This is a genomic window from Herpetosiphon geysericola (assembly GCF_001306135.1).
Taxonomy (GTDB): domain Bacteria; phylum Chloroflexota; class Chloroflexia; order Chloroflexales; family Herpetosiphonaceae; genus Herpetosiphon; species Herpetosiphon geysericola.
Genome location: NZ_LGKP01000003.1, coordinates 21,788 through 39,661, shown reverse-complemented (window position 1 = coordinate 39,661; position 17,874 = coordinate 21,788). Strand labels below are relative to the sequence as shown.

The 17,874-nt window shown below is 50.0% G+C and carries 23 protein-coding genes; 15 read left to right on the top strand and 8 right to left on the bottom strand.

The genetic code is table 11. The features are described 5' to 3' along the window. The first annotated feature begins 78 nt into the window (after nucleotides 1–78). Genes SE18_RS00590 through SE18_RS00575 form a run of 4 tightly spaced genes read left to right on the top strand, consistent with a single transcriptional unit; the run spans nucleotide 79 to nucleotide 2,361 of the window. Nucleotides 79–954 carry an alpha/beta fold hydrolase gene (locus SE18_RS00590; protein ID WP_054532477.1) on the top strand — a complete coding sequence of 292 codons (876 nt, stop codon included), beginning with the start codon at nucleotides 79–81 and terminating at the stop codon, nucleotides 952–954. Nucleotides 955–997: 43 nt separating this feature from the next. Further along, nucleotides 998–1,294: a hypothetical protein gene (locus SE18_RS00585; protein ID WP_054532476.1), complete on the top strand. Its 297-nt coding sequence runs from the start codon at nucleotides 998–1,000 to the stop codon at nucleotides 1,292–1,294. A 50-nt stretch (nucleotides 1,295–1,344) separates the two neighbouring features. Continuing rightward, nucleotides 1,345–2,022 (top strand): class I SAM-dependent methyltransferase, encoded by a 678-nt coding sequence (locus SE18_RS00580; RefSeq protein ID WP_054532475.1) that lies wholly within the window; start codon nucleotides 1,345–1,347, stop codon nucleotides 2,020–2,022. Nucleotides 2,023–2,040: 18 nt separating this feature from the next. Beyond that, nucleotides 2,041–2,361, top strand: a complete 321-nt coding sequence (locus SE18_RS00575; RefSeq protein ID WP_054532474.1) for a hypothetical protein — start codon at nucleotides 2,041–2,043, stop codon at nucleotides 2,359–2,361. Between the two features lie 83 nt (nucleotides 2,362–2,444). Here SE18_RS00575 and SE18_RS00570 read toward each other — a convergent pair whose 3' ends face one another. Then, nucleotides 2,445–3,251, bottom strand: a complete 807-nt coding sequence (locus SE18_RS00570; RefSeq protein WP_054532473.1) for a hypothetical protein — start codon at nucleotides 3,249–3,251, stop codon at nucleotides 2,445–2,447. 95 nt (nucleotides 3,252–3,346) lie between these two features. Between SE18_RS00570 and SE18_RS00565 the strand changes: the two genes are divergently transcribed. The 5 genes from SE18_RS00565 to SE18_RS00545 all read left to right on the top strand — a co-directional run bounded on the left by SE18_RS00565 (nucleotide 3,347) and on the right by SE18_RS00545 (nucleotide 6,104). Then, nucleotides 3,347–3,526 (top strand): hypothetical protein, encoded by a 180-nt coding sequence (locus SE18_RS00565; RefSeq protein ID WP_054532472.1) that lies wholly within the window; start codon nucleotides 3,347–3,349, stop codon nucleotides 3,524–3,526. A 17-nt stretch (nucleotides 3,527–3,543) separates the two neighbouring features. After that, complete coding sequence (gene gatC / locus SE18_RS00560; RefSeq protein WP_054532471.1) at nucleotides 3,544–3,834, top strand: Asp-tRNA(Asn)/Glu-tRNA(Gln) amidotransferase subunit GatC; 291 nt, start codon at nucleotides 3,544–3,546, stop codon at nucleotides 3,832–3,834. Nucleotides 3,835–3,894: 60 nt separating this feature from the next. Beyond that, nucleotides 3,895–4,530 (top strand): LysE family translocator, encoded by a 636-nt coding sequence (locus SE18_RS00555; protein ID WP_054532470.1) that lies wholly within the window; start codon nucleotides 3,895–3,897, stop codon nucleotides 4,528–4,530. Between the two features lie 75 nt (nucleotides 4,531–4,605). Next, nucleotides 4,606–5,220 (top strand): hypothetical protein, encoded by a 615-nt coding sequence (locus SE18_RS00550; RefSeq protein WP_054532469.1) that lies wholly within the window; start codon nucleotides 4,606–4,608, stop codon nucleotides 5,218–5,220. Between the two features lie 77 nt (nucleotides 5,221–5,297). Then, the gene (locus SE18_RS00545; protein ID WP_054532468.1) at nucleotides 5,298–6,104 is read left to right on the top strand and encodes an SDR family NAD(P)-dependent oxidoreductase; all 807 of its coding nucleotides are present in this window, start codon (nucleotides 5,298–5,300) and stop codon (nucleotides 6,102–6,104) included. Between the two features lie 45 nt (nucleotides 6,105–6,149). Here SE18_RS00545 and tdh read toward each other — a convergent pair whose 3' ends face one another. Genes tdh through SE18_RS00530 form a run of 3 tightly spaced genes read right to left on the bottom strand, consistent with a single transcriptional unit; the run spans nucleotide 6,150 to nucleotide 9,261 of the window. Then, on the bottom strand, nucleotides 6,150–7,214 hold the full coding sequence (gene tdh / locus SE18_RS00540) for an L-threonine 3-dehydrogenase (protein ID WP_054532467.1): 1,065 nt from the start codon (nucleotides 7,212–7,214) through the stop codon (nucleotides 6,150–6,152). A 53-nt stretch (nucleotides 7,215–7,267) separates the two neighbouring features. Beyond that, nucleotides 7,268–7,774, bottom strand: coding sequence for a CvpA family protein (locus tag SE18_RS00535; protein ID WP_054532466.1), 507 nt, complete (start codon nucleotides 7,772–7,774; stop codon nucleotides 7,268–7,270). 20 nt (nucleotides 7,775–7,794) lie between these two features. Continuing rightward, a complete protein-coding gene (locus SE18_RS00530) occupies nucleotides 7,795–9,261 on the bottom strand; it encodes a phosphoglucomutase/phosphomannomutase family protein (RefSeq protein WP_054532465.1) in 1,467 nt (488 codons plus the stop codon). 276 nt (nucleotides 9,262–9,537) lie between these two features. Here SE18_RS00530 and SE18_RS28285 point away from each other — a divergent pair, with 276 nt between their 5' ends. From SE18_RS28285 to SE18_RS00500, 6 genes are all read left to right on the top strand, one after another. Continuing rightward, complete coding sequence (locus tag SE18_RS28285) at nucleotides 9,538–9,741, top strand: response regulator transcription factor (protein WP_054532464.1); 204 nt, start codon at nucleotides 9,538–9,540, stop codon at nucleotides 9,739–9,741. A gap of 94 nt (nucleotides 9,742–9,835) precedes the next feature. Next, nucleotides 9,836–10,174: a hypothetical protein gene (locus SE18_RS00520; protein WP_054532463.1), complete on the top strand. Its 339-nt coding sequence runs from the start codon at nucleotides 9,836–9,838 to the stop codon at nucleotides 10,172–10,174. A gap of 62 nt (nucleotides 10,175–10,236) precedes the next feature. Then, on the top strand, nucleotides 10,237–10,914 hold the full coding sequence (locus tag SE18_RS00515) for a hypothetical protein (RefSeq protein WP_054532462.1): 678 nt from the start codon (nucleotides 10,237–10,239) through the stop codon (nucleotides 10,912–10,914). Then, nucleotides 10,907–11,755 (top strand): ATP-binding cassette domain-containing protein, encoded by an 849-nt coding sequence (locus SE18_RS00510; protein WP_054532461.1) that lies wholly within the window; start codon nucleotides 10,907–10,909, stop codon nucleotides 11,753–11,755. Before SE18_RS00515 ends, SE18_RS00510 begins: the two co-directional genes overlap by 8 nt. Then, the gene (locus tag SE18_RS00505) at nucleotides 11,752–12,615 is read left to right on the top strand and encodes a hypothetical protein (RefSeq protein WP_054532460.1); all 864 of its coding nucleotides are present in this window, start codon (nucleotides 11,752–11,754) and stop codon (nucleotides 12,613–12,615) included. Before SE18_RS00510 ends, SE18_RS00505 begins: the two co-directional genes overlap by 4 nt. Nucleotides 12,616–12,749: 134 nt before the next feature. Next, nucleotides 12,750–14,027, top strand: a complete 1,278-nt coding sequence (locus tag SE18_RS00500; protein WP_054532459.1) for a general stress protein — start codon at nucleotides 12,750–12,752, stop codon at nucleotides 14,025–14,027. Between the two features lie 49 nt (nucleotides 14,028–14,076). Here the strand turns inward: SE18_RS00500 and SE18_RS00495 are convergent, their stop codons facing one another. The 4 genes from SE18_RS00495 to SE18_RS00480 all read right to left on the bottom strand — a co-directional run bounded on the left by SE18_RS00495 (nucleotide 14,077) and on the right by SE18_RS00480 (nucleotide 17,851). Then, nucleotides 14,077–15,405 carry an aspartate aminotransferase family protein gene (locus SE18_RS00495; protein ID WP_054532458.1) on the bottom strand — a complete coding sequence of 443 codons (1,329 nt, stop codon included), beginning with the start codon at nucleotides 15,403–15,405 and terminating at the stop codon, nucleotides 14,077–14,079. A gap of 85 nt (nucleotides 15,406–15,490) precedes the next feature. Continuing rightward, complete coding sequence (locus SE18_RS00490; RefSeq protein ID WP_054532457.1) at nucleotides 15,491–16,057, bottom strand: zinc ribbon domain-containing protein; 567 nt, start codon at nucleotides 16,055–16,057, stop codon at nucleotides 15,491–15,493. Between the two features lie 136 nt (nucleotides 16,058–16,193). After that, entirely contained in the window at nucleotides 16,194–16,955 is a 762-nt protein-coding gene (locus SE18_RS00485; protein WP_054532456.1) for a Nif3-like dinuclear metal center hexameric protein, read from the bottom strand. 8 nt (nucleotides 16,956–16,963) lie between these two features. After that, on the bottom strand, nucleotides 16,964–17,851 hold the full coding sequence (locus tag SE18_RS00480) for a TerC family protein (protein ID WP_054532455.1): 888 nt from the start codon (nucleotides 17,849–17,851) through the stop codon (nucleotides 16,964–16,966). Nucleotides 17,852–17,874: the final 23 nt, after the last annotated feature.

Sequence of the window (17,874 nt, the reverse complement as noted above, 5' to 3'; positions counted from 1 at the left end):
TATTCTATAGTTAGCACATAATGCAAGAAAGTTGCGTTTACAAACGCAAACAATTCATGGCCATACGAGGAGCATACCATGGATGAATATACAATCAGCGTTCAGGGCACGGTTGGCGAAGAGGCGATTCGGGTTTTACAACGCAGCACTGGCGCTGAACAATTTATCGCATGGCATGGCATTACCGCTGTAAACCGTTTTTGGCTGTGGGATGCGTTATGGCCGCATGGTGAAGTGCAGCTGGTTGGCTTGCCCGGCCATGGTGCAGTGCCCAATCAACCGAATAAACAATGGAGCCGCTGGACCCAAGAGCATTTAATTGAAACTGGAATCGCCAGCCTCAAAAGAATTAGCAACGGTCAGCCAGCTACGATTATCGGCCACTCCACAGGCGGCTTGATTGCCTTGGGCATTGCTCACCAAGCACCAGAACTGGTCAAACGCCTGATCGTCATCTCGCCAGTAGTTTGGTCGGAACTCAGTGGAATTGTAAGTTTATGGCAGCGTTTTGTTGGCCAACCGAGCTTGCTCAAAGCGCTTATTCATAGCTCGCTTGGTTTGGGTCGCTATAGCCATTGGGCCTTTTCCAAATCGCTGGTTGCCTTCATCAAAGATCGTCAAGGCTTTTATAGTAACCCCAAAGTGGTTAAAACGATTCGTGATGGCTATGGGCAAATGCAACAAACGCCGATTGCAGGCATAGCTGGCATCACAACTGTACTCAAGCATGCAGATTTGCGGCCCTTGATTCTGGCCAAACCAACCACCATACCGACCTTAATTGTGCATGGCCAACACGATCCGATCGTGCCATTTAAGCAGGCCCAATGGCTTAAATTGACACTTCCCCACGCCGATCTCTTGGCAATTCCCAAGGTTGGGCATTTACCGTATGCAGAACAAGAAGCTTATGTCAACCGTGAAGTTGTTGCCTGGATCGAAAAAACCGCCTAAACGTGTCATAATAAGCCAGCGTTATTGAGCGTCAGGAGCGTTTATGCGGTGGCTTATGCGGTTATCGGTTTGGGAATGGATTGCGCTCATAACCTTGGGCGCTTGGCTTTGGCAGCGCATCAGCCAGCGCAGCAAGTATCAAAACTCACAACGGCAGCGTTGGTTCATTGATATGTGTGTTGTAATTACCGTGCTAGCGTTAGTTGGCAGCGCCATCTGGCAAATTCGTTGGCTAGGCTTAGTGGCGTTTGGCGCGGCGGCGTTGGGCTTGGCATTGAGCATTCGCAATTGGCTCTTAACAATTCGTGGCTGGTTTGATGGGTTGTTTAGTCGCAAATAATTCAGATTTGGCTATAATACAGCAGGTCTTTTAAATTGGAGATGATCGTTGTGAAGCGCTTTTTAGCTGGCCTGCGTCCTTTGATTCAGCAGTTGCCCTATAGATTTCCCCGTGCCTATGATTTGCTGGTGCATCATGGGGTTTTTCGTTGGCTGGGAATGGCTGGCACTGAACAAACAGCGCTGGTGGCAAAAGCCTTGCAACACGATGGTTGGGCAATCGAAGCGCCGATCGGCACTGGCCGATTAACCCTCGATCTGTATGCGCAACGGCCCAATTTACAAGTGGTTGGCATCGATTTGGCTATACCAATGCTCAAAGCAGCCCAAGCTGAGTTAGCAAAAAAAGGCATTATCAATGTGCATTTGATTTGTGCCGATATGACAGCGCTGCCCTTTCGTGCCGACCAATTTAGCCAAATTGTGACATTAAATGGCTTGCAGGTTGTGCCGCATGCAGAAACATTAATTGACGAATTATTGCGAGTTGCCGAAGATGGCTGCTCCATCGCTGGCACCGCTACGGTTGATATTGGGCTAGAGCCACGCGGCGGTTTACAGCGCTTGCTCGTTCGCAGCGGCATGATCAATAAACTCAACCCTGAGCATTTGCACGAAATTATTAGCTTGACGTGGAGCAAACTAAGCGCCAATCGACGGGGCGCTGTTTACAACTTCTTACGTCCCCGCCTTGATCGCACCACTGGCGAACCAATTAACAACGAATAGAGAGAGGATAATCTTGGTATGATCTTTTTTGGCAAACGCAGTAACGTCGTGGACACATTAAAAACCTTTTGGCATAGTTGCCCTGGCTGTCAAATGAATGTCCCATTTAATGTGCATTTTATCTATAGCTATATTCATTTATATTTTATTTTTGGCCTGATTACTAGCCATCAGTATGTTGAAACCTGCCCCAACTGCTTGCGGCGCCAAGTTGTGCCGAAAGAAGCGCTGCCGCTTGAAATTCGCCAAGGCCGCTATGCCAACATCACCCATCAATTTGGTTTAGCAGCTTTAGCTGGCTTTATCATTCTGATGGTGCTGATCAACGCCATTAAGTAATTCAGCCTATACGGGATTACAATCAAAAACCCTTGCCCAATAAAATGGGCAAGGGCTTTCTTTATAAACTGATCAAAGCGAAATTATGGCAAAATCGGCACTGCCAAAACGCGGAAGGCTTTATCGCCAGATTTAACCAAGGTTGGTTGGCCAGCAAATTCAAGAATCGCTGCGGCTTCGCTATCGGTCACAACATTGCCTTCGCGCAACTCGGCCTTGAACGTCCATTCGGCGGCGGTTGCCAGTTCTTCGGCTGCTGCTGGCTCCAAGTAAATCGTCACACCTTGAGCTTGATATTGCTCGGTTTTGACTTTCACCAAGGCTTCAACTGCTGCCAAAGCTTTGCGGAATTGAACGAAGCGGCGTTGGCCGTCTGCATTCAAGCCTGAGCGTTGCTCTGAAAAAGCAGCATAGGCTTGGGCGCTGCACGAACCATCAGCCAAATTCACGGTCAAGGTAGTTACGTTAACATCTGAGATCATTGGTTCTGGATCGCCCAGTGGCGTATCGAGACAAAACTCTTTTTCAGCCCCAAGCACATCGCTCAGCAATTGCTTAATTTGGGTCTCATTTAATGTAGTTTTTTGCCAGAATAATTTACCATTTTCATCATTATATTGATAAATCAACTCGCCATTGCCATATAAACGTACTTGAGGCACTGCCAACAATTTATTGTATAGTGGGGTAACAAAGCCACCCTCATTGCGCAATTCCAAGATTGTTACAGCGGCACTAGTATCGTAAGCATAGCCACCAGTAACCGCAGGCGTTGCCGTAGCGATCGTTTGATTCCCGCCAGCAGTAGTGGGAACAGTGGTTGGAGTGGTTTGGCCACCACAGGCAGTCAAAATCAAAAGGGCAGCAATTGCCGTAATTCGTCGAAGCACTAGAAGATTCCTTTCAACTGATTTGTTTATGCTAGACTAACGCCAGGTGATTCATAAAAGTTCCCAGAACGAAATCTGGTACAATCGAGGCAGCAATGGCAAACCCAAAATCGCAGCCAAATCGGCTTGGCTATGCAATCGGCAGTGGAATTTTCAGCGGTATGATGGCCAGTATGGTTGGTTGGGTGCTCAACATCGATCAACCAGTATTAATTGTTGTGCTGCTGCTTTCGGTCATAGGCGGGGCGATAATGGGCTACCGTTCGCGCTCGTAGTTAATTGTGAGGATGTTATGTCGTTAACCCCTGAACAAGTGCGCCAAGTCGCACACCTTGCTCGTTTAAAATTGGCCGATGATGAGATGGAGCGCATGCGTTTGCAGCTTTCCTCGATTCTCGACCATATTGAGTTGTTGCAAGAAATTGATGTGACTGATGTGCCGATTACCGCCCAAGTGACCGATTTAACCAATGTCACACGGGTCGATGCGGTAACGTCGAGTTTGCCAGTTGATGCAGCGCTGGCCAGCGCTCCCGACCGCCAAGGCGATTATTTTCGGGTCAAAGCCGTTTTCGAAGAATAAACCCACTATCAGCCCCGCTCTTGTTGATTGAGCGGGGCTTGATTGTAGCCGGAGTAGGCTATGTTTGATGCTCAGTTAATTGGCTATACCCTCGCCGTTGCTCTACTCACCATTACCCCAGGCGCGGATACAATGCTCGTGATGCGCAATGTTTTGGCGCGAGGACGCAAAGCTGGCCTGCTGGCGACCCTCGGCGTTAGCTCAGGTTTATTCTTTCACGCGCTGCTCTCAGGGCTTGGCTTGTCGCTGATTCTTACCCGTTCGGCTATGGCATTTAGTGTGGTGAAATGGGCTGGGGCGCTGTATTTATGCTATCTTGGCCTGCAATCGCTGCGCAGCGCTTTCAAGCAAACCCAAGTAAGCAACGAGCTAGCAACCACGAGCGAACCAAGCGCCAACCCATGGCAGGCCTACCGCGAAGGGTTGATCACCAACGTCTTGAACCCCAAAGTTGCCTTGTTTTATCTCGCGTTCTTGCCCCAATTTATTCGCCCAAGCGATCCAGTGCTGTTGCGATCATTGCTATTGACCTCGATTCACTTTGTGCTTGGAATTATTTGGTTGGGCTTGATTACCTTAAGTTTGGATAAAATGCGCAGTTGGATGCTCAAGCCACGGGTACGGGCTTGGATCGAAGGCAGTACAGGGCTGATTTTATTTGGCTTTGGAGTACGCTTGGCGCTAGCGAAACGTTAACGCAACAATTCAGAGCCTGCTGGCGTATCATCAACAGCAAACCAAACGGGAGTTTACCCGTTCTAGGAGGTTCTGATGAAAAATCAACGTGATACTATGATGACGATTGGAACGGTGGTCGTTGTTGTAGTTGCGATTATCTTACTGATTATGATTGCCAATATTGCTGCTAATGTAGTGGGAGCTTTGGTTCCACTGGTTACTGGTAGTTTATTACTGTTTGGCAATCGCACCGAGTTGATGAGCCTTGTACGCACCCGTAATTTGGGACTTAGTTCGCTCAACGTGCTCATCGGCATTTCGCTGATTCTCTTTGGTGCGGGACAAACGCTGTTTGGCGAAACCTTTTTGCGGGTTCTGTTCTACATTCCAGCAGTGATCTGTTTGGCGCTGGCAGCTCCGTTGGCCTTTGGCAAAACCGATACTAGCGCAACCTATCGTGCTTGGTGGAATAGCGTTCGTAGCAAGGTGCGCCGCAAACCAAGCACACCAAGCGTCATCAATACCGGTTTTGAGCCAGCGGTTAACAACACACCGCCAACCAGCCAAGCACCCTTTGATCCAATGACTGGCCAGCGCGTGAATGCGAATCCTGCGCCAAGCAGCCAAGCCAATTTCGACCCAATGACTGGTCAACGCACGGTCAAGCTTGATCCCAACGAGATCAACAACGCAGGCGTTCGCCAATAACATCCTCGCATCATTCCTGTAACGTAGAACCTGATGAGCAATCGTCAGGTTCTCGCCGTTTAATAAAGGATTTACTGATGCAAAAGATCGCTTTGATCACCGGGGCAAGCGGTGGAATTGGTCAAGCTATCACACAAGGACTCGCAGAAGATGGCTGGCAGACGGTTTTGATCGCCCGCGATCCAACCAAACTCAATCAAACAGTCCAAGCCTTGCAGAATCAAGGCTATCGCAGTCGTGGTTTTAGTGCTGATGTTCGCGACCCCGAAGCGGTTCAACAGGTAGTTGCAACCGCAATGGACCAGCTAGGAACACCAAGTGCTGTGATCAATCTTGCGGGCGTGCTTGGGCCATTTGGTCAATTTCATGATCTCAATCTGGCTCAACTACGGTTAATGTGCGATACAATCTGGTGGGGCACCCTCAATCTCTGTCATGCGGTTATTCCAGCAATGATTGAACACGGAGGTGGATCAATTATTAATATTGCTGGCTATGGCGCAGTTGAAGCATCGCCACGGCTGGCGGCATATGGGGCAATCAAGACCGCAATTGTGCGCTTGAGCGAAACGCTGGCAATGGAATTGAAGCGCCAAAAGATTCGGGTTAATTGTATTGGACCAGGCCTTGTTGCAACCAAACTGAGCACCGAAATTGAGCACACCCCCGAAGCTCAACGCTTTGCTGATGGGATGGTCAAAATGGCCCAAACCAAAGGGGTTTCTGGGCAGGAGGCCGCTAAATTAGTGCGCTGGCTGCTTGCTGAGGATAATCCACTCACTGGACGGTTAATGACGGTTCACGATGCCTATGAGCAATTAAGTTCGCAACTGGTGGAAATCAATCATAGCAGTCGTTATACCTTACGCCGCATTAATGATTAGGTGAGGAGGCCGCTCAGTTAGTGTACTGAACGGCCTTTGGGTTATTTACCAAGCACCATCAAGGCCATGCGGATATAAGGCCACTTTGGCAGCCTCGCCACGCAGCATCAATTCAAACGCGGTTTCAAATTCTTCCAAGGGCAAGTGATGGGTGATAATCGGGCGCAAATCGACCTTATTACCAGCAACCAAGGCTTGGGTTTGATACCAAGTTTCAAACATTTTGCGGCCTGAAACGCCATACACCGTCGCACCTTTAAACACCACATGGTTGGCAAGGTCGAAATCAGGCAAGCCGTTTGGTGGCAAACCCAGCAGCGAGGCAAAGCCACCATAGCGCAATGAGCGGAAGCCCTGATCAATCGCACTCGGATGCCCCGACATTTCCAGCAGCACATCAACGCCTTCGCCCTCAGTTGCGGCCAGCACATGATGCACCACATCGTCACGCGAATCTAAGGCATGGGTTGCGCCCATCGTGCGGGCCATTTCCAAACGCTTGGGATTAATATCGGTGGCGAAAATTTGCTTAGCACCTGCTGCGTGAGCAATCCCGACTGCAAACAAACCAATTGGGCCACAACCAGTTACCAGCACATTGCGGGTTGTAAGGTTGGTGGCTAAGGCGGTATGCACCGCATTACCAAATGGCTCTTGGGCCGCAGCCAAGGCTGGCGGCATGCTGGGATCGTTGCGCCAAACATTGACCGCTGGAACCGCAATATATTCAGCAAAACAGCCAGGCCGATCAACCCCAATAATCTCGACGTTGCGGCAGATATGGGCTGCGCCAGTGCGGCATTGGTAGCAATAGCCACACACAATATGGGTTTCGGCAGAGACAAAATCGCCAACCTTAACCATCGTGACATCGCTGCCAACTTCGACCACATCGCCAGCCAACTCGTGGCCAAAAATCATTGGCGCTTTAAAACGGCTCTGCGCCCAAGGGTCCCATTTATAAATATGTAAATCGGTGCCACAAATTGTCGCAGCCCGCACCCGAATCAGCACCTCATCGCGTTTTGGTTGAGGAATTGGTGCTGTAATCAGCTTGGCGCCAGGAGCCGCCGCCGGTTTTTGCACCGCCCGCATCGTATCAGTTGCCATAGTTTGGTCTCCTCGTTGAAACCCATGGACGATTGTTTATTTGTAGCATTGTTTTACCCAAATAGCATTTGATTCATTGGCAAAAAGGTTTCGGGCAAGAGTTTGACAATTATCAAGACTACTGGCCCCCAATATTCAGCCAAGGTTGATTGTTGGATTGCATCGATGATTCCGATTTGGGGTAAGCCAACACACCCTGCTAAAACGGCCCCGATCAGCACGATTGCTTGGACTAAACCCAACATCGCGCCAAGTACGTGATCTGTGCGGCCTAAAAATAACAAGCCAACTTTCAGGCGTAGCCACGAGGCAATCGCACTAACAAGGCCAGTTACTGCCAACAAACTCAGCAAAAACGCCAAGACGCTAATAAAGCCAGGAGCAGTCGCAGGAATCAAACTGATCAGTAGATCGGTCACGCTAGGATAGATTCGCCCTGCAATTGCAATTGCCGTAATCATCCCTGCTAGAGCCAATAACTGGCGAATTGTGCCCCAGTAGTAACCCAACACGGTGTACCACAGCATAATGCCGATCAAACCCCAATCAAGAATCGTCAAGCGCACCTCCTTGGGCTATTTTAGCGAACTGCGACCAGATTGGTCAATTGCTGATTGGCAAATTGTACGCCAGCTTGCAGCAAGGCTTGCACTTGTTCAGCATTGGCAGCTTCGGCGTAAATTCGCAACACTGGCTCGGTGCCTGAAGGTCGAATTAACAACCAACTTTGGTCGGCCAGCAAATATTTAACGCCATCGCGATCGTTAATTGATTGCAGCGCAACTCCGGCAATTTCGTTGGGTGCTTCTGCTTTGAGCGCATGCACCAAATCAGATTTTTTAAATGGTTGCACCCGTTGATCAATCCGATCGTAGGCAAATGGGCCGTATTGAGTTTGCAGCTCAGCAATTAATTCGTGCAATGGCTTGCCTGCGCGGGCCACAATCTCCAGCAACAACAAGCCCATCAGAATCCCATCGCCTTCGGGCACATGGCCCAAAATCGAAATCCCGCCTGATTCTTCGCCACCAATTAATACTGGCTCGGCCAACATTAGATCGCAAATATGGTTGAAGCCAACTGGAGTTTCTTCGACCCGTAAATCGTAGGCTGCTGCCAAGCGATTGACCAGCTGGGTGGTTGAAATCGTTTTGACAACAAGCCCACGTTGGCCTTTGGTTTCAATTAAATGGCGCAGCACAAGGGCAAAAATTTGATGCGGGCTAACGAATTCGCCATGAGCATCCATCGCGCCAATCCGATCAGCATCGCCATCGGTGGCCAAGCCCAAATCGTAGCCATCGCGGCGAATCATTTCGGCCAAAGGCTGCAAATTACGGCCAATTGGCTCTGGGTGCAAATGGCCAAAGCCTGGGTTCATCTCGCCATGAATTTCGGCAACCATCACGCCCAATTCGCGCAACCAACGGGCAATATAGCCACGGCCAGCACCATACATGGGGTCGACTGCTACGCGCAACGAGCTCCGCGCAATCGCTGAAAAATCGATTAAGCTGCGTAAATGGGCCAAATAGGCTGGCAACGGATCGAAGCGCACAACTTCGCCTGCTTGGGCGGTCATGTTTTCGCGCCAAACTGGCTCTGCATATAAGGCTGCGCGGCCAGAGCTTTGCAAAGCGCTAATCCGCGCCTCAATTTGCTTCATGGTTGCGGGCAAGGCTGAGCCACCAAAGGCAGCTTTAACCTTAATCCCGTTGTAGCGTGGCGGATTATGGCTGGCGGTAATCATCACGCCACCTTGGGCCGCCAACTGCTTAACTGCAAACGACAAAGCAGGAGTTGGACAATCGGCCTTGCTCAAGTAGACCGCCAACCCATTGGCAGCTAAAACATTGGAAACAGTAATTGCATAGCGATCGGAGAGAAAGCGCGTATCGAAGCCCACTACTGCCCGCGTTACTTCGCCAGCTGGGGTTTCGGCTAAAAGTTGCTCGGCAATTGCTTGGGCAACCAAACGCACATTTTCAAAGGTAAATTCTTCACTGATGACAGCACGCCAGCCATCAGTACCAAAGTGAATTGCCACGAGTTTCGGCTCCTTGCTTGGATTTCAATGCCTGTTATCCAGACAATTACGTCATTGTACCGCGAAATTGGCGCTTGTTGCGATGCCAATTTGGGCGTGGCAAACCGAGCAAGTTCGGTATAATGCTGCCCAAAAATACAACTATATCGCAAGCAAGTTGACAACTGCAAACGATTTTGGTACATTCGTTGGCAAGAAAAGAGAGCAACCTCAGCATTCATCCCTCCTTCCAAACATTGCTCGATTCAAATACATATTCTTAATCAGGAGACGGTAATGTCTTTCTTTGAGCTGCTCACAAAACGCGAGCAAGAAGTTTGTCAACTACTCATTCGTGGATTAAGTAATTCGGCAATCGCAAAAACATTGTGTATTACGGTTAATACGGTTGAGGTTCATTTAAAATCAGTTTATCGAAAATTAAATGTGCGTAATCGCTCGAATGCAATATTGATTTTACTTAAGAATACGCATAATTAACGGAATTCCGTAATAGCATTAGGCTATTTTTATTATTAAAATAGTCCTGATAGCTATCATTGAGATCATAGTTTGTAAGAATGGAGAATATTAAATGGTACGACGCAAACGTTTAGTAGCAGCTTCGGTTTTATGTAGTTTAATGTTGCTTTTTGCCAACAGCACATATGCTGCTTTTACCGAAGTTAATGCAAATTGCTTTCGCCCATGGCTCTCAAGCACCTTGTCATGGGGTGGCGATGCAAATACTGATATTCCTGGTAGCCATACCTTGAATGTTCGGCTGACCAAATCTGGAGTGCAACAAGGCTTCCTTTCGGATAACAATGCACCTTGGACTGTCAGCTCATCAACAGGTGGGGTTAGCGGCGGTGGAGTCTGGCAAGTAACCGCTTGGATGGATTCTGTTAGCGAAACCTGTGTTGTAAACTAAGTTGCTTAGAGGTACTCAGCACAACTGAGTACCTCGTGCATTGGCTTTATTGAGATGGCTGAATGAACTATTTTCGCAAAAAAGCGTGGTTTTTGTTACTAATCGGGATTCCACTGTTGCTGCTCTGGACGTGGGAAGGCATTATTGCGGTGACCACTCCAAGTTCGCCAATTATTGGGGCCTATCGGATTAGCAATTGGCTCATTCCATGTTTGGTTAGCCTTGTGTTTGGCTATGGAATCGCGCAAACCGAGCCAGATCCGCGATTGGCAGTTTTAGGCCTACGTGATCCACGCAGTTTATGGCTCAAACGCTGGGGAATGTATGGGTTGTTGATACTGCTGGGGATTAGCGTTAGCGTCTTGCTGATAAGCATCAGCTTTAACGTAGGATTTGCCAAACTCGCCAGCACCACCCTCGTAACAAGTTGCTATGGCATGGCTTGGGCTTGGGCTTTACATGTTTGGACGGGCGCGCGCGCCAGCGTGATTGCATGGATGACCATGAGCATTATGCTGCTGAGTATCATGCTGCCAATTATTATCAACCTGAGTATTGCATGGTCGCTGACCCCAACCCCGCTAGGCTGGCAGCGCGAAAACCCATTAACCAGCCAACTGCTGCTGCATCATGGCGTGGTCTTAGCCATCAGTGGCGGTTTAATCGGTGCTGCGCGCTGGCTCCCCAATGATATTCGTAACTTGGCATGGATTCATGCAGATCGAGGTTTCGATGCTTAATATCGAAAAGCTGAGCCATCGCTATCAGCAAAAAGTTGCCCTAGATCAGATTACCTTTCATGCAGAGCAAGGAATTATTGGCTTGCTTGGGCGCAATGGAGCAGGTAAATCGACGCTGTTGCGCATTTTAGCCACGCTACAACAGCCAAGCGAAGGCGAAATTTTTTATCACAATCAAGCAAGCATTGAAAACCCCAAAGCATTACGTCAAGCTACAGCCTATTTACCCCAAGATATGGTGTATCCTGCCAAACTCAGTGCCCGTGATTATATTCATTATCTCTTGCGGTTGCGCGGCAATTCGCCGAAAGCAGGCGATGAATGGCTCGAAAAACTAGGCCTTGGTTCAGTCGCGCATAAACCGCTTGGCAGCTATAGCGGTGGCATGCGCCAACGCATGGGTTTGGCCTACATTTTGGCCTGCGAAACCCCAATTATTCTGCTTGATGAACCAACCCAAGGGCTTGATCCATGGGAGCGCGTGCGCTTTCACGAATATTTGGCCGCCGCAACCCATGATCGTTTAGTGCTTTTTTCAACCCATATTGTCAGCGATATTGAAGCGATTGCCCATCGAATTCTGATTATTGATCAAGGTAAGTTGGTCTTTGATGGTCATCCACAGACGCTAACCACAACCTCAGCCGAACCAAGCTGGCAAATCGAGGCCAATCTCCCAATCTATGGTCAAGGCTACACCATTACCAATGTGCGACGTGAAATTGCCGGCAGCGTGCGCATGCGTGGAGTTGGGCTGCCCATTCCGCGAGGCGCAACCAGAGTTGCAACCACCTTAGAAGATCAATATCTACGGCTTACTGATCAGGAGCGAATCGTATGATCCGCTACCATTTAAAACGCAATCTTAATTGGTTATTTTTGGTTGTGATCGTCATTATTGGGTTTTTGAGCTGGGTATATCGGCGGGGTGGCAGTTGGCTTGGCCAAAGCATGAGCTATTATGCGGTGCTGCAATACTGGTCGCTGATCACAACCGTGCTGCTTTTTGGCATCGCGACAACAATGCCCAGCTGGCATACTGATAATCGCGCCTATGATCCGATCAATGTAGCCCGCCCGCAACTCAAGTATCTGATTTTTGATGGCTTAGCACGTTTGGCAACTATGTTGCTGCCTGTTGTGCTAGTTGGTGTGCTTGGGTCGCTGTTTTTACAAACGCGGGTTGCAGATATCGCCTTTGCAGAATCGCCGACCAACGCGTTTCCGCCAGCCTTAGACAAACTGACGGTTTGGTTGGTTTTTTGGTTGGGGCCACTGCCTGGGATTGCACTTTGGGTTGCAATCAGCGATTTAGTTGCTACCTGGTTGCAAAGTAGCATCTGGCGCTTAATTACGCTGGGAGCAGTGGCGGTGGCCGATGCAGCCAACCGGATTGGGCTGGCCTTCATCTCACCATCGGGCACAACCTTGGGAATTGCCCAAACTCATTGTTGCGGCGATATTAGCCAAACTGTGCAAAGTAACTATGAATTTATTGGTCAGTTAATGGTTCGGCCAGCACTGTGGGGAGCATATGCCTATCGGATGGATGGCACACCCTACAGCGGGCCACTGACCACAGCCATTGCCCCAAGCCTCTTTCAAACCCGCGCAGCCCTAGGAATTGCAGCTATCCTCTTAATGATAGGCGCCGCATGGTTGCGCCAGCGCCAGCTAGATCGCCTCTTCAATGACCAATAACTAGTTGGATCAGCGAGTTTGCCATGATGAGGAGCGTGCCACGAATGAACGTGGCACGCTTTTTGCTTTATAGAGAATCAGGAAATCGGAGTACTGATTGTAAATATCAGTTAGGTAACAAAGGAGTTCATCGTATGACAACCACAATTGTAGGTGTATTCAATTCAGACGCACAAGCTCAAGCCGCTGTTCGCGATTTACACGCCTTGGGTATCACAAACGATGCGATCTCAGTCGTTGCCCGCGATAGCAGCCGCACTGTTGATGCAGATGGCAACCTGACTCCTGCGAGTGATGATCATATGACTGCCGGCGAAGGCTTAACTGTTGGCGCAGTCTGGGGTGGCTTGGTTGGTTTGGCCGCATTGGCAATTCCAGGAATCGGGCCATTAGTTGGCGCCGGTGCCTTGGTTGCCGCTCTGACTGGTGCCGTTGCTGGTGCTGCAACTGGTGGGATTGCCGGGGCATTGATTAATGCAGCGAGCGTTCCAGAAGACCAAGCCTATGTTTATGAAGAACGAGTTAAAGCTGGCAGCACGCTGGTAACCGTTCATGCCGATGATAGCAAAGCAGCTCAGGTTCGTAGTACCTTGCGTCAAGCAGGCGCTGAGCGCTTCCAATGGGATACCGATGATGATGTTGCTTACGACCAAAGCAACGAACAAGCCTACGCTGATAGCAGCAAAATCGGGACCGTTGGCGGTGGCGCTGCTGGGGCCATAACTGGGGCAAGCATTGGCGCAGCCGGTGGCCCAGTTGGCGCAGTTATTGGTGGCGTAACTGGGGCAGTCGTTGGGGGCGCAGTTGGCGCAGCTGGCGATACCGCAGGCGAAAAATTAGACGACAACACGCTTGATAGTGATTACACCAATCGCACTGCTGGCGCTTATGACACCACCAATGCATATTCAAGCAACGCAACCTACGATCGAATGAACGAAATTGATGCAACTCGCGAATCAATTGCGAATCGCGATTACACCACGACCAACGATACGCCACTTACCAATCGCATTGAAAACAGTGTCCGCGATGTCACCACTGATGATCAAGGTGACGATACCTTCCGCAATGCCGATAAAGCCTATGATGACAGCAGCAAAATCGGGACTGCTGGCGGCGGTGCAGCTGGGGCAGTAACTGGCGCAGCAATCGGCGCAGCTGGTGGCCCAGTTGGTGCAGTTGTTGGTGGGGTTGTCGGTGGCGTTGCTGGCGCAGCAGTTGGTGCTGTAGGCGATACCGTTGGCGAACAAGCTGATAAAGAAACAGGTGCATTCAGCCCTGATAATCAAGCACAATATCGAGGCACCGCCAGCGCTGTCGGTGACAAGTTACGCGATGCTGGCAACAGCGTTGAGCGCAAACTTGATGCTGATATCGACCGCGATGGCGATGTAGGTCGCCGGGGCTAAAGCCCAATTCCTCCAGGTGCTTGGGCAGCGGAGCAAACTTGCTCCGCTGCTATTTTTGTTGCTTGGCTACCGTCGCCAAGGCTTGTTGCAACACATCTAAGGCATAATCAACTTGAACTTGATTGAGGATAAACGGCGGCGTAAGGCTCAGTACATTGCCATCCATCCCGCCACCAAGCACCAAAACGCCTTGGGCTTGGCAGAAACTTGTCACTTGCATCACTGCCCTTGGATTTGGCGTAATCCCATCGGCCTGCACAAGTTCCAACCCAAGCATCAAGCCACGCCCACGTACATCGCCCACCAAGGCACAGTTTTCAGCAATCGCGCCCAAGCCCCGCAAAAGTTGGGTGCTTAATTGATTAACCCGATCTAATGTATTATGTTCAGTTAAAACCCGAATTGCTGCCGCAGCCCCAGCGCATGCCAAAGGATGGCCCATAAACGTGCCAGTATGCAATGGCTCGCCATTAACCTGCCAATGGGCCATATGCGCAGCGCGACCAACACATGCGGCAATTTGCAAGCCACCAGTCATGCCCTTGCCCATACAAATCAGATCTGGCTCGATGCCATCGTGATTCACACCCCACCACTGGCCAGTACGACCCCAACCAGTAAAAATCTCATCGGCAATCAAGAGAATTTCATACTGATCGCACAATTGGCGCAAGCCGCGCAACCAGCCATCAGGCGGCACAATTTCGCCCTCGCGGCCTTGCACTGGCTCGACAATTAATGCCCCCAGCGGGCTTACACTGGTTTTAATTGCCTGCTCGGTCGTACTCAAAGCCCAATCAAGGCAATCGCCCGGGCCACGCCAACGAAATAGATAAGGATATGGCGCCCGTTGAGTGTGGCTCGACAGTTGGGGCAAGAACGGTTGGCGAAAATCGGCCCGATTGGTTGCTGCTAATGAGCCATAACTCAAGCCATGATAGCCGCCAGTAAAGGCCAAAACCCCGGGCTTTTGGGTTGCAAGCATGGCCGTTTTCAGCGCAATTTCGATACTTTCAGCCCCACCACCAGCCAGAAAAACCCGTCCATCGGCAATTGGCGCATGCTGCTTAATCAATTGCACCAATTCAATCCGCGCTTCATGAGCAAAAACATCGCCCATACCGTGAATCAAACGTTGGCTTTGGGCTTGGATGGCCGCTAAAACCGCTGGATGGCGATGGCCAATGCCAACCACGCCAAACGCCGCCGCCAAATCCAAGTAGCAATTGCCATCAACATCAGTAACCAGCGCACCTTCAGCTTCGGCCCAAACAATTCCGCCGGGCAAGGTTAAGCTTGGTGCTTCGCTGGCAGCCAGTTGCGCCAACAGTGCTTGGCTGCGTGGCCCAGGCACAGCACTCACAATTTTTGGTAACATGAGGTAATTCCATTCTCAATAATCGACAGCATAAAAAAACCCATGGCTGCTAAGCAACCATGGGTATTGTAGCAAGCTTCAGCGTTTACAAACGAGCGCCACATTCAGGGCAAAAAACACCTTGTCCAGTAACTTTAAAGCCACAACTTGGGCATGAGCGCTCAATTGGAATCGAGCCACTATCAGCAGTTGCATCGGCTGCTGGCGGTGCGTATGCTACTGCAGGAGCATCACTTGGCGCATAGCTGGTTGGTGGCACATAATTCTGGGCCTCAACTGGCGGTGCATATGGTGCTTGTTGGGGTGGAACCGATGACGCATATGGTTGGGGGTACGCTGGTGGCGGCGGGGTTTGCACAGCCACAAATTGCTCATTCTGCGCCCGCTCCAATTCAGCTTGCGCGGCAGATAAGCGTGCCTGCAAATCGTTGATCAGATTGACCAAACTGGTGACTTCAGGAGCAGACAACACTCCTTGTTGATGCAATTCATAGGCGCGTTGACCCAACAAACCATAGTTGGTGGCAATTTGCTGTTGCATATCGCCAATATCGCCTCGAACGCGGCTCGTCCGTTGTAATTTGTCGGCCTCGAACTTGGCGCGGTCTACACCTTGAGAAAGCGTGCCTTTAAGATTGTCGAGAAATCCCATATATTCCTCCTACAATAGCTTGGAAACCCATAGCTCTACCGTATTCTAGCGGAAATACTCGTCAAATGCTACCTTCCGCAAGGCTTGGGCCATGGGTTGGTTTAACGCTGCACAACGCTCACAAGTTGCAGCTGGGTTATACGCCAGTTGGCACATCAACAAAGAAGGTTTTGACCCGAAAGGTTTGCTCTAAATGCGCTCCTAGCGCTTTCACACCCAAGGTTTCAGTATGATAATGGCCAGCACAAATTAAGGGAATATCAGCTTCAATCGCAGGAAACACAGCTGCATAATTGACTTCGCCAGTCAGCAACGCATCGCAGCCATCGCGCAAGGCTTGCTCCAATTCGCTTGCCCCATCACCAGAAATCACGCCAACCCGCCGAATGCCACGCGCACCTTGACCCCAAATCTTGATCTCGGCTTCGGGAATTCCCAAGGTGGTTTTGATGTGGGCAACCAGGCCATCAATGCTTAATGGCGTGGTTAGTTGGCCAATAAAGCCCAATGTTTGGCCACGATAATCGCCAAATGGCTGCACCATTTCCCAGCCCAAGAGCTTGAGCAACTGAGCGTTATTGCCAACCTCGCCATGGGCATCAAGCGGCAAATGCGAGGTGTAGAGCGAACAATCAGAGCCCATCAAGCGTTTGATGCGACGGCCAAACCAGCCAACCAATGGCTGTGCATTGCCCCAAAAGAGGCCATGATGGGTCAGCAATAAATCAGCATCGCCAGCTATCGCCGCCTCAATCGCTTGCATCGAAGCATCAACGGCAAGCGCGATGGTCTTGACTTCAGCGCGCCCTTCAACTTGCAAGCCATTTAAACTAGCATCGCGAAATTTGGCGGTTTGCAAATAGCCATCCAAATAGCGCACGAGTTCAGTTAGTTGCATTCTTCCTCCTATTCGCCTTGAATTCGCGCCGCAACGCGTTGCCGAAATGGTGCCAGCAACAAGCCAAATAGCCAACGAATTGGCCATAACAGCCAGCCCACCACCGTATCAATAATCGATGCTAACGGCAAGCCCAAACGCAAGAATTTTTTGAGTGGTTTCAAGAATGGTAAGCGTGAAAGGCCAACAGTTAAGGCTAAAATTGTCATCGAGATCGCAAATTTCAGCCAATGTGGCGTTTCTACATGCCACACAATCTTAATCACCGATTCAGCGCCAATCGCCAGCAACAAGGCAAACGCTGCATGCTCAAGGTTTGGCTCCCACTCAATCAAGTTGGTGAAGATTTGGGCCGCAAAGCGCATGACCAAAATCCCAATTGCCACGCCCAAGCCAATCACCCAAAAGCGTTTTTGGGGATCAGCGCTCACCGCCACGACGACGTTGTCAAGGCTAAATGCAAGGTCAATCATCTCAATAATTAACACCGTTTGCCAGAAGCCTGTCACTCGTTGCTTAGTTGTACCATGCTCATCAACTTGATCACGACGATACAAATGGGCAAAGTGATTGACGCTCAGCCATACCAAATAGCCAGAGCCAATCGCCAAAACCCATGGGTTTTCGGTAATGATAAAGGCCACTGCCAACATCAAACCACGCCCAACATATGCGCCAATTAAGCCAACTTTCAACGCAGCGGCCTGTTGCATGCCCAAAAAGCGTTCGCCATGGCCCTGCATCCATTGTAACCACTTAGGCCATGGAATCGGCTGATCTTGCGGTAAGTGCGCAACCATTGCACCTAAAACAGCGGCATTGTCGATCGAAAGAATCCCTTCGAGAAACACCAAAAGAAATACAATCTGCAGAATATCAAAAATGTCTTTCCACACGGTTTAAATGTCCTTTCATCTTA

What these genes read in the sequence shown, in the direction of transcription:
- SE18_RS00565 (WP_054532472.1), top strand. Translation starts at nt 3,347, where the DNA reads ATGGCAAACCCAAAATCGCAGCCAAATCGGCTTGGCTATGCAATCGGC.
- SE18_RS00490 (WP_054532457.1), bottom strand. Translation starts at nt 16,057, where the DNA reads ATGGGATTTCTCGACAATCTTAAAGGCACGCTTTCTCAAGGTGTAGAC.
- SE18_RS00520 (WP_054532463.1), top strand. Translation starts at nt 9,836, where the DNA reads ATGGTACGACGCAAACGTTTAGTAGCAGCTTCGGTTTTATGTAGTTTA.
- SE18_RS00550 (WP_054532469.1), top strand. Translation starts at nt 4,606, where the DNA reads ATGAAAAATCAACGTGATACTATGATGACGATTGGAACGGTGGTCGTT.
- SE18_RS00545 (WP_054532468.1), top strand. Translation starts at nt 5,298, where the DNA reads ATGCAAAAGATCGCTTTGATCACCGGGGCAAGCGGTGGAATTGGTCAA.
- SE18_RS00510 (WP_054532461.1), top strand. Translation starts at nt 10,907, where the DNA reads ATGCTTAATATCGAAAAGCTGAGCCATCGCTATCAGCAAAAAGTTGCC.
- SE18_RS28285 (WP_054532464.1), top strand. Translation starts at nt 9,538, where the DNA reads ATGTCTTTCTTTGAGCTGCTCACAAAACGCGAGCAAGAAGTTTGTCAA.
- gatC (WP_054532471.1), top strand. Translation starts at nt 3,544, where the DNA reads ATGTCGTTAACCCCTGAACAAGTGCGCCAAGTCGCACACCTTGCTCGT.
- SE18_RS00500 (WP_054532459.1), top strand. Translation starts at nt 12,750, where the DNA reads ATGACAACCACAATTGTAGGTGTATTCAATTCAGACGCACAAGCTCAA.
- tdh (WP_054532467.1), bottom strand. Translation starts at nt 7,214, where the DNA reads ATGGCAACTGATACGATGCGGGCGGTGCAAAAACCGGCGGCGGCTCCT.
- SE18_RS00505 (WP_054532460.1), top strand. Translation starts at nt 11,752, where the DNA reads ATGATCCGCTACCATTTAAAACGCAATCTTAATTGGTTATTTTTGGTT.
- SE18_RS00515 (WP_054532462.1), top strand. Translation starts at nt 10,237, where the DNA reads ATGAACTATTTTCGCAAAAAAGCGTGGTTTTTGTTACTAATCGGGATT.
- SE18_RS00585 (WP_054532476.1), top strand. Translation starts at nt 998, where the DNA reads ATGCGGTGGCTTATGCGGTTATCGGTTTGGGAATGGATTGCGCTCATA.
- SE18_RS00575 (WP_054532474.1), top strand. Translation starts at nt 2,041, where the DNA reads ATGATCTTTTTTGGCAAACGCAGTAACGTCGTGGACACATTAAAAACC.
- SE18_RS00495 (WP_054532458.1), bottom strand. Translation starts at nt 15,405, where the DNA reads ATGTTACCAAAAATTGTGAGTGCTGTGCCTGGGCCACGCAGCCAAGCA.
- SE18_RS00555 (WP_054532470.1), top strand. Translation starts at nt 3,895, where the DNA reads ATGTTTGATGCTCAGTTAATTGGCTATACCCTCGCCGTTGCTCTACTC.
- SE18_RS00590 (WP_054532477.1), top strand. Translation starts at nt 79, where the DNA reads ATGGATGAATATACAATCAGCGTTCAGGGCACGGTTGGCGAAGAGGCG.
- SE18_RS00485 (WP_054532456.1), bottom strand. Translation starts at nt 16,955, where the DNA reads ATGCAACTAACTGAACTCGTGCGCTATTTGGATGGCTATTTGCAAACC.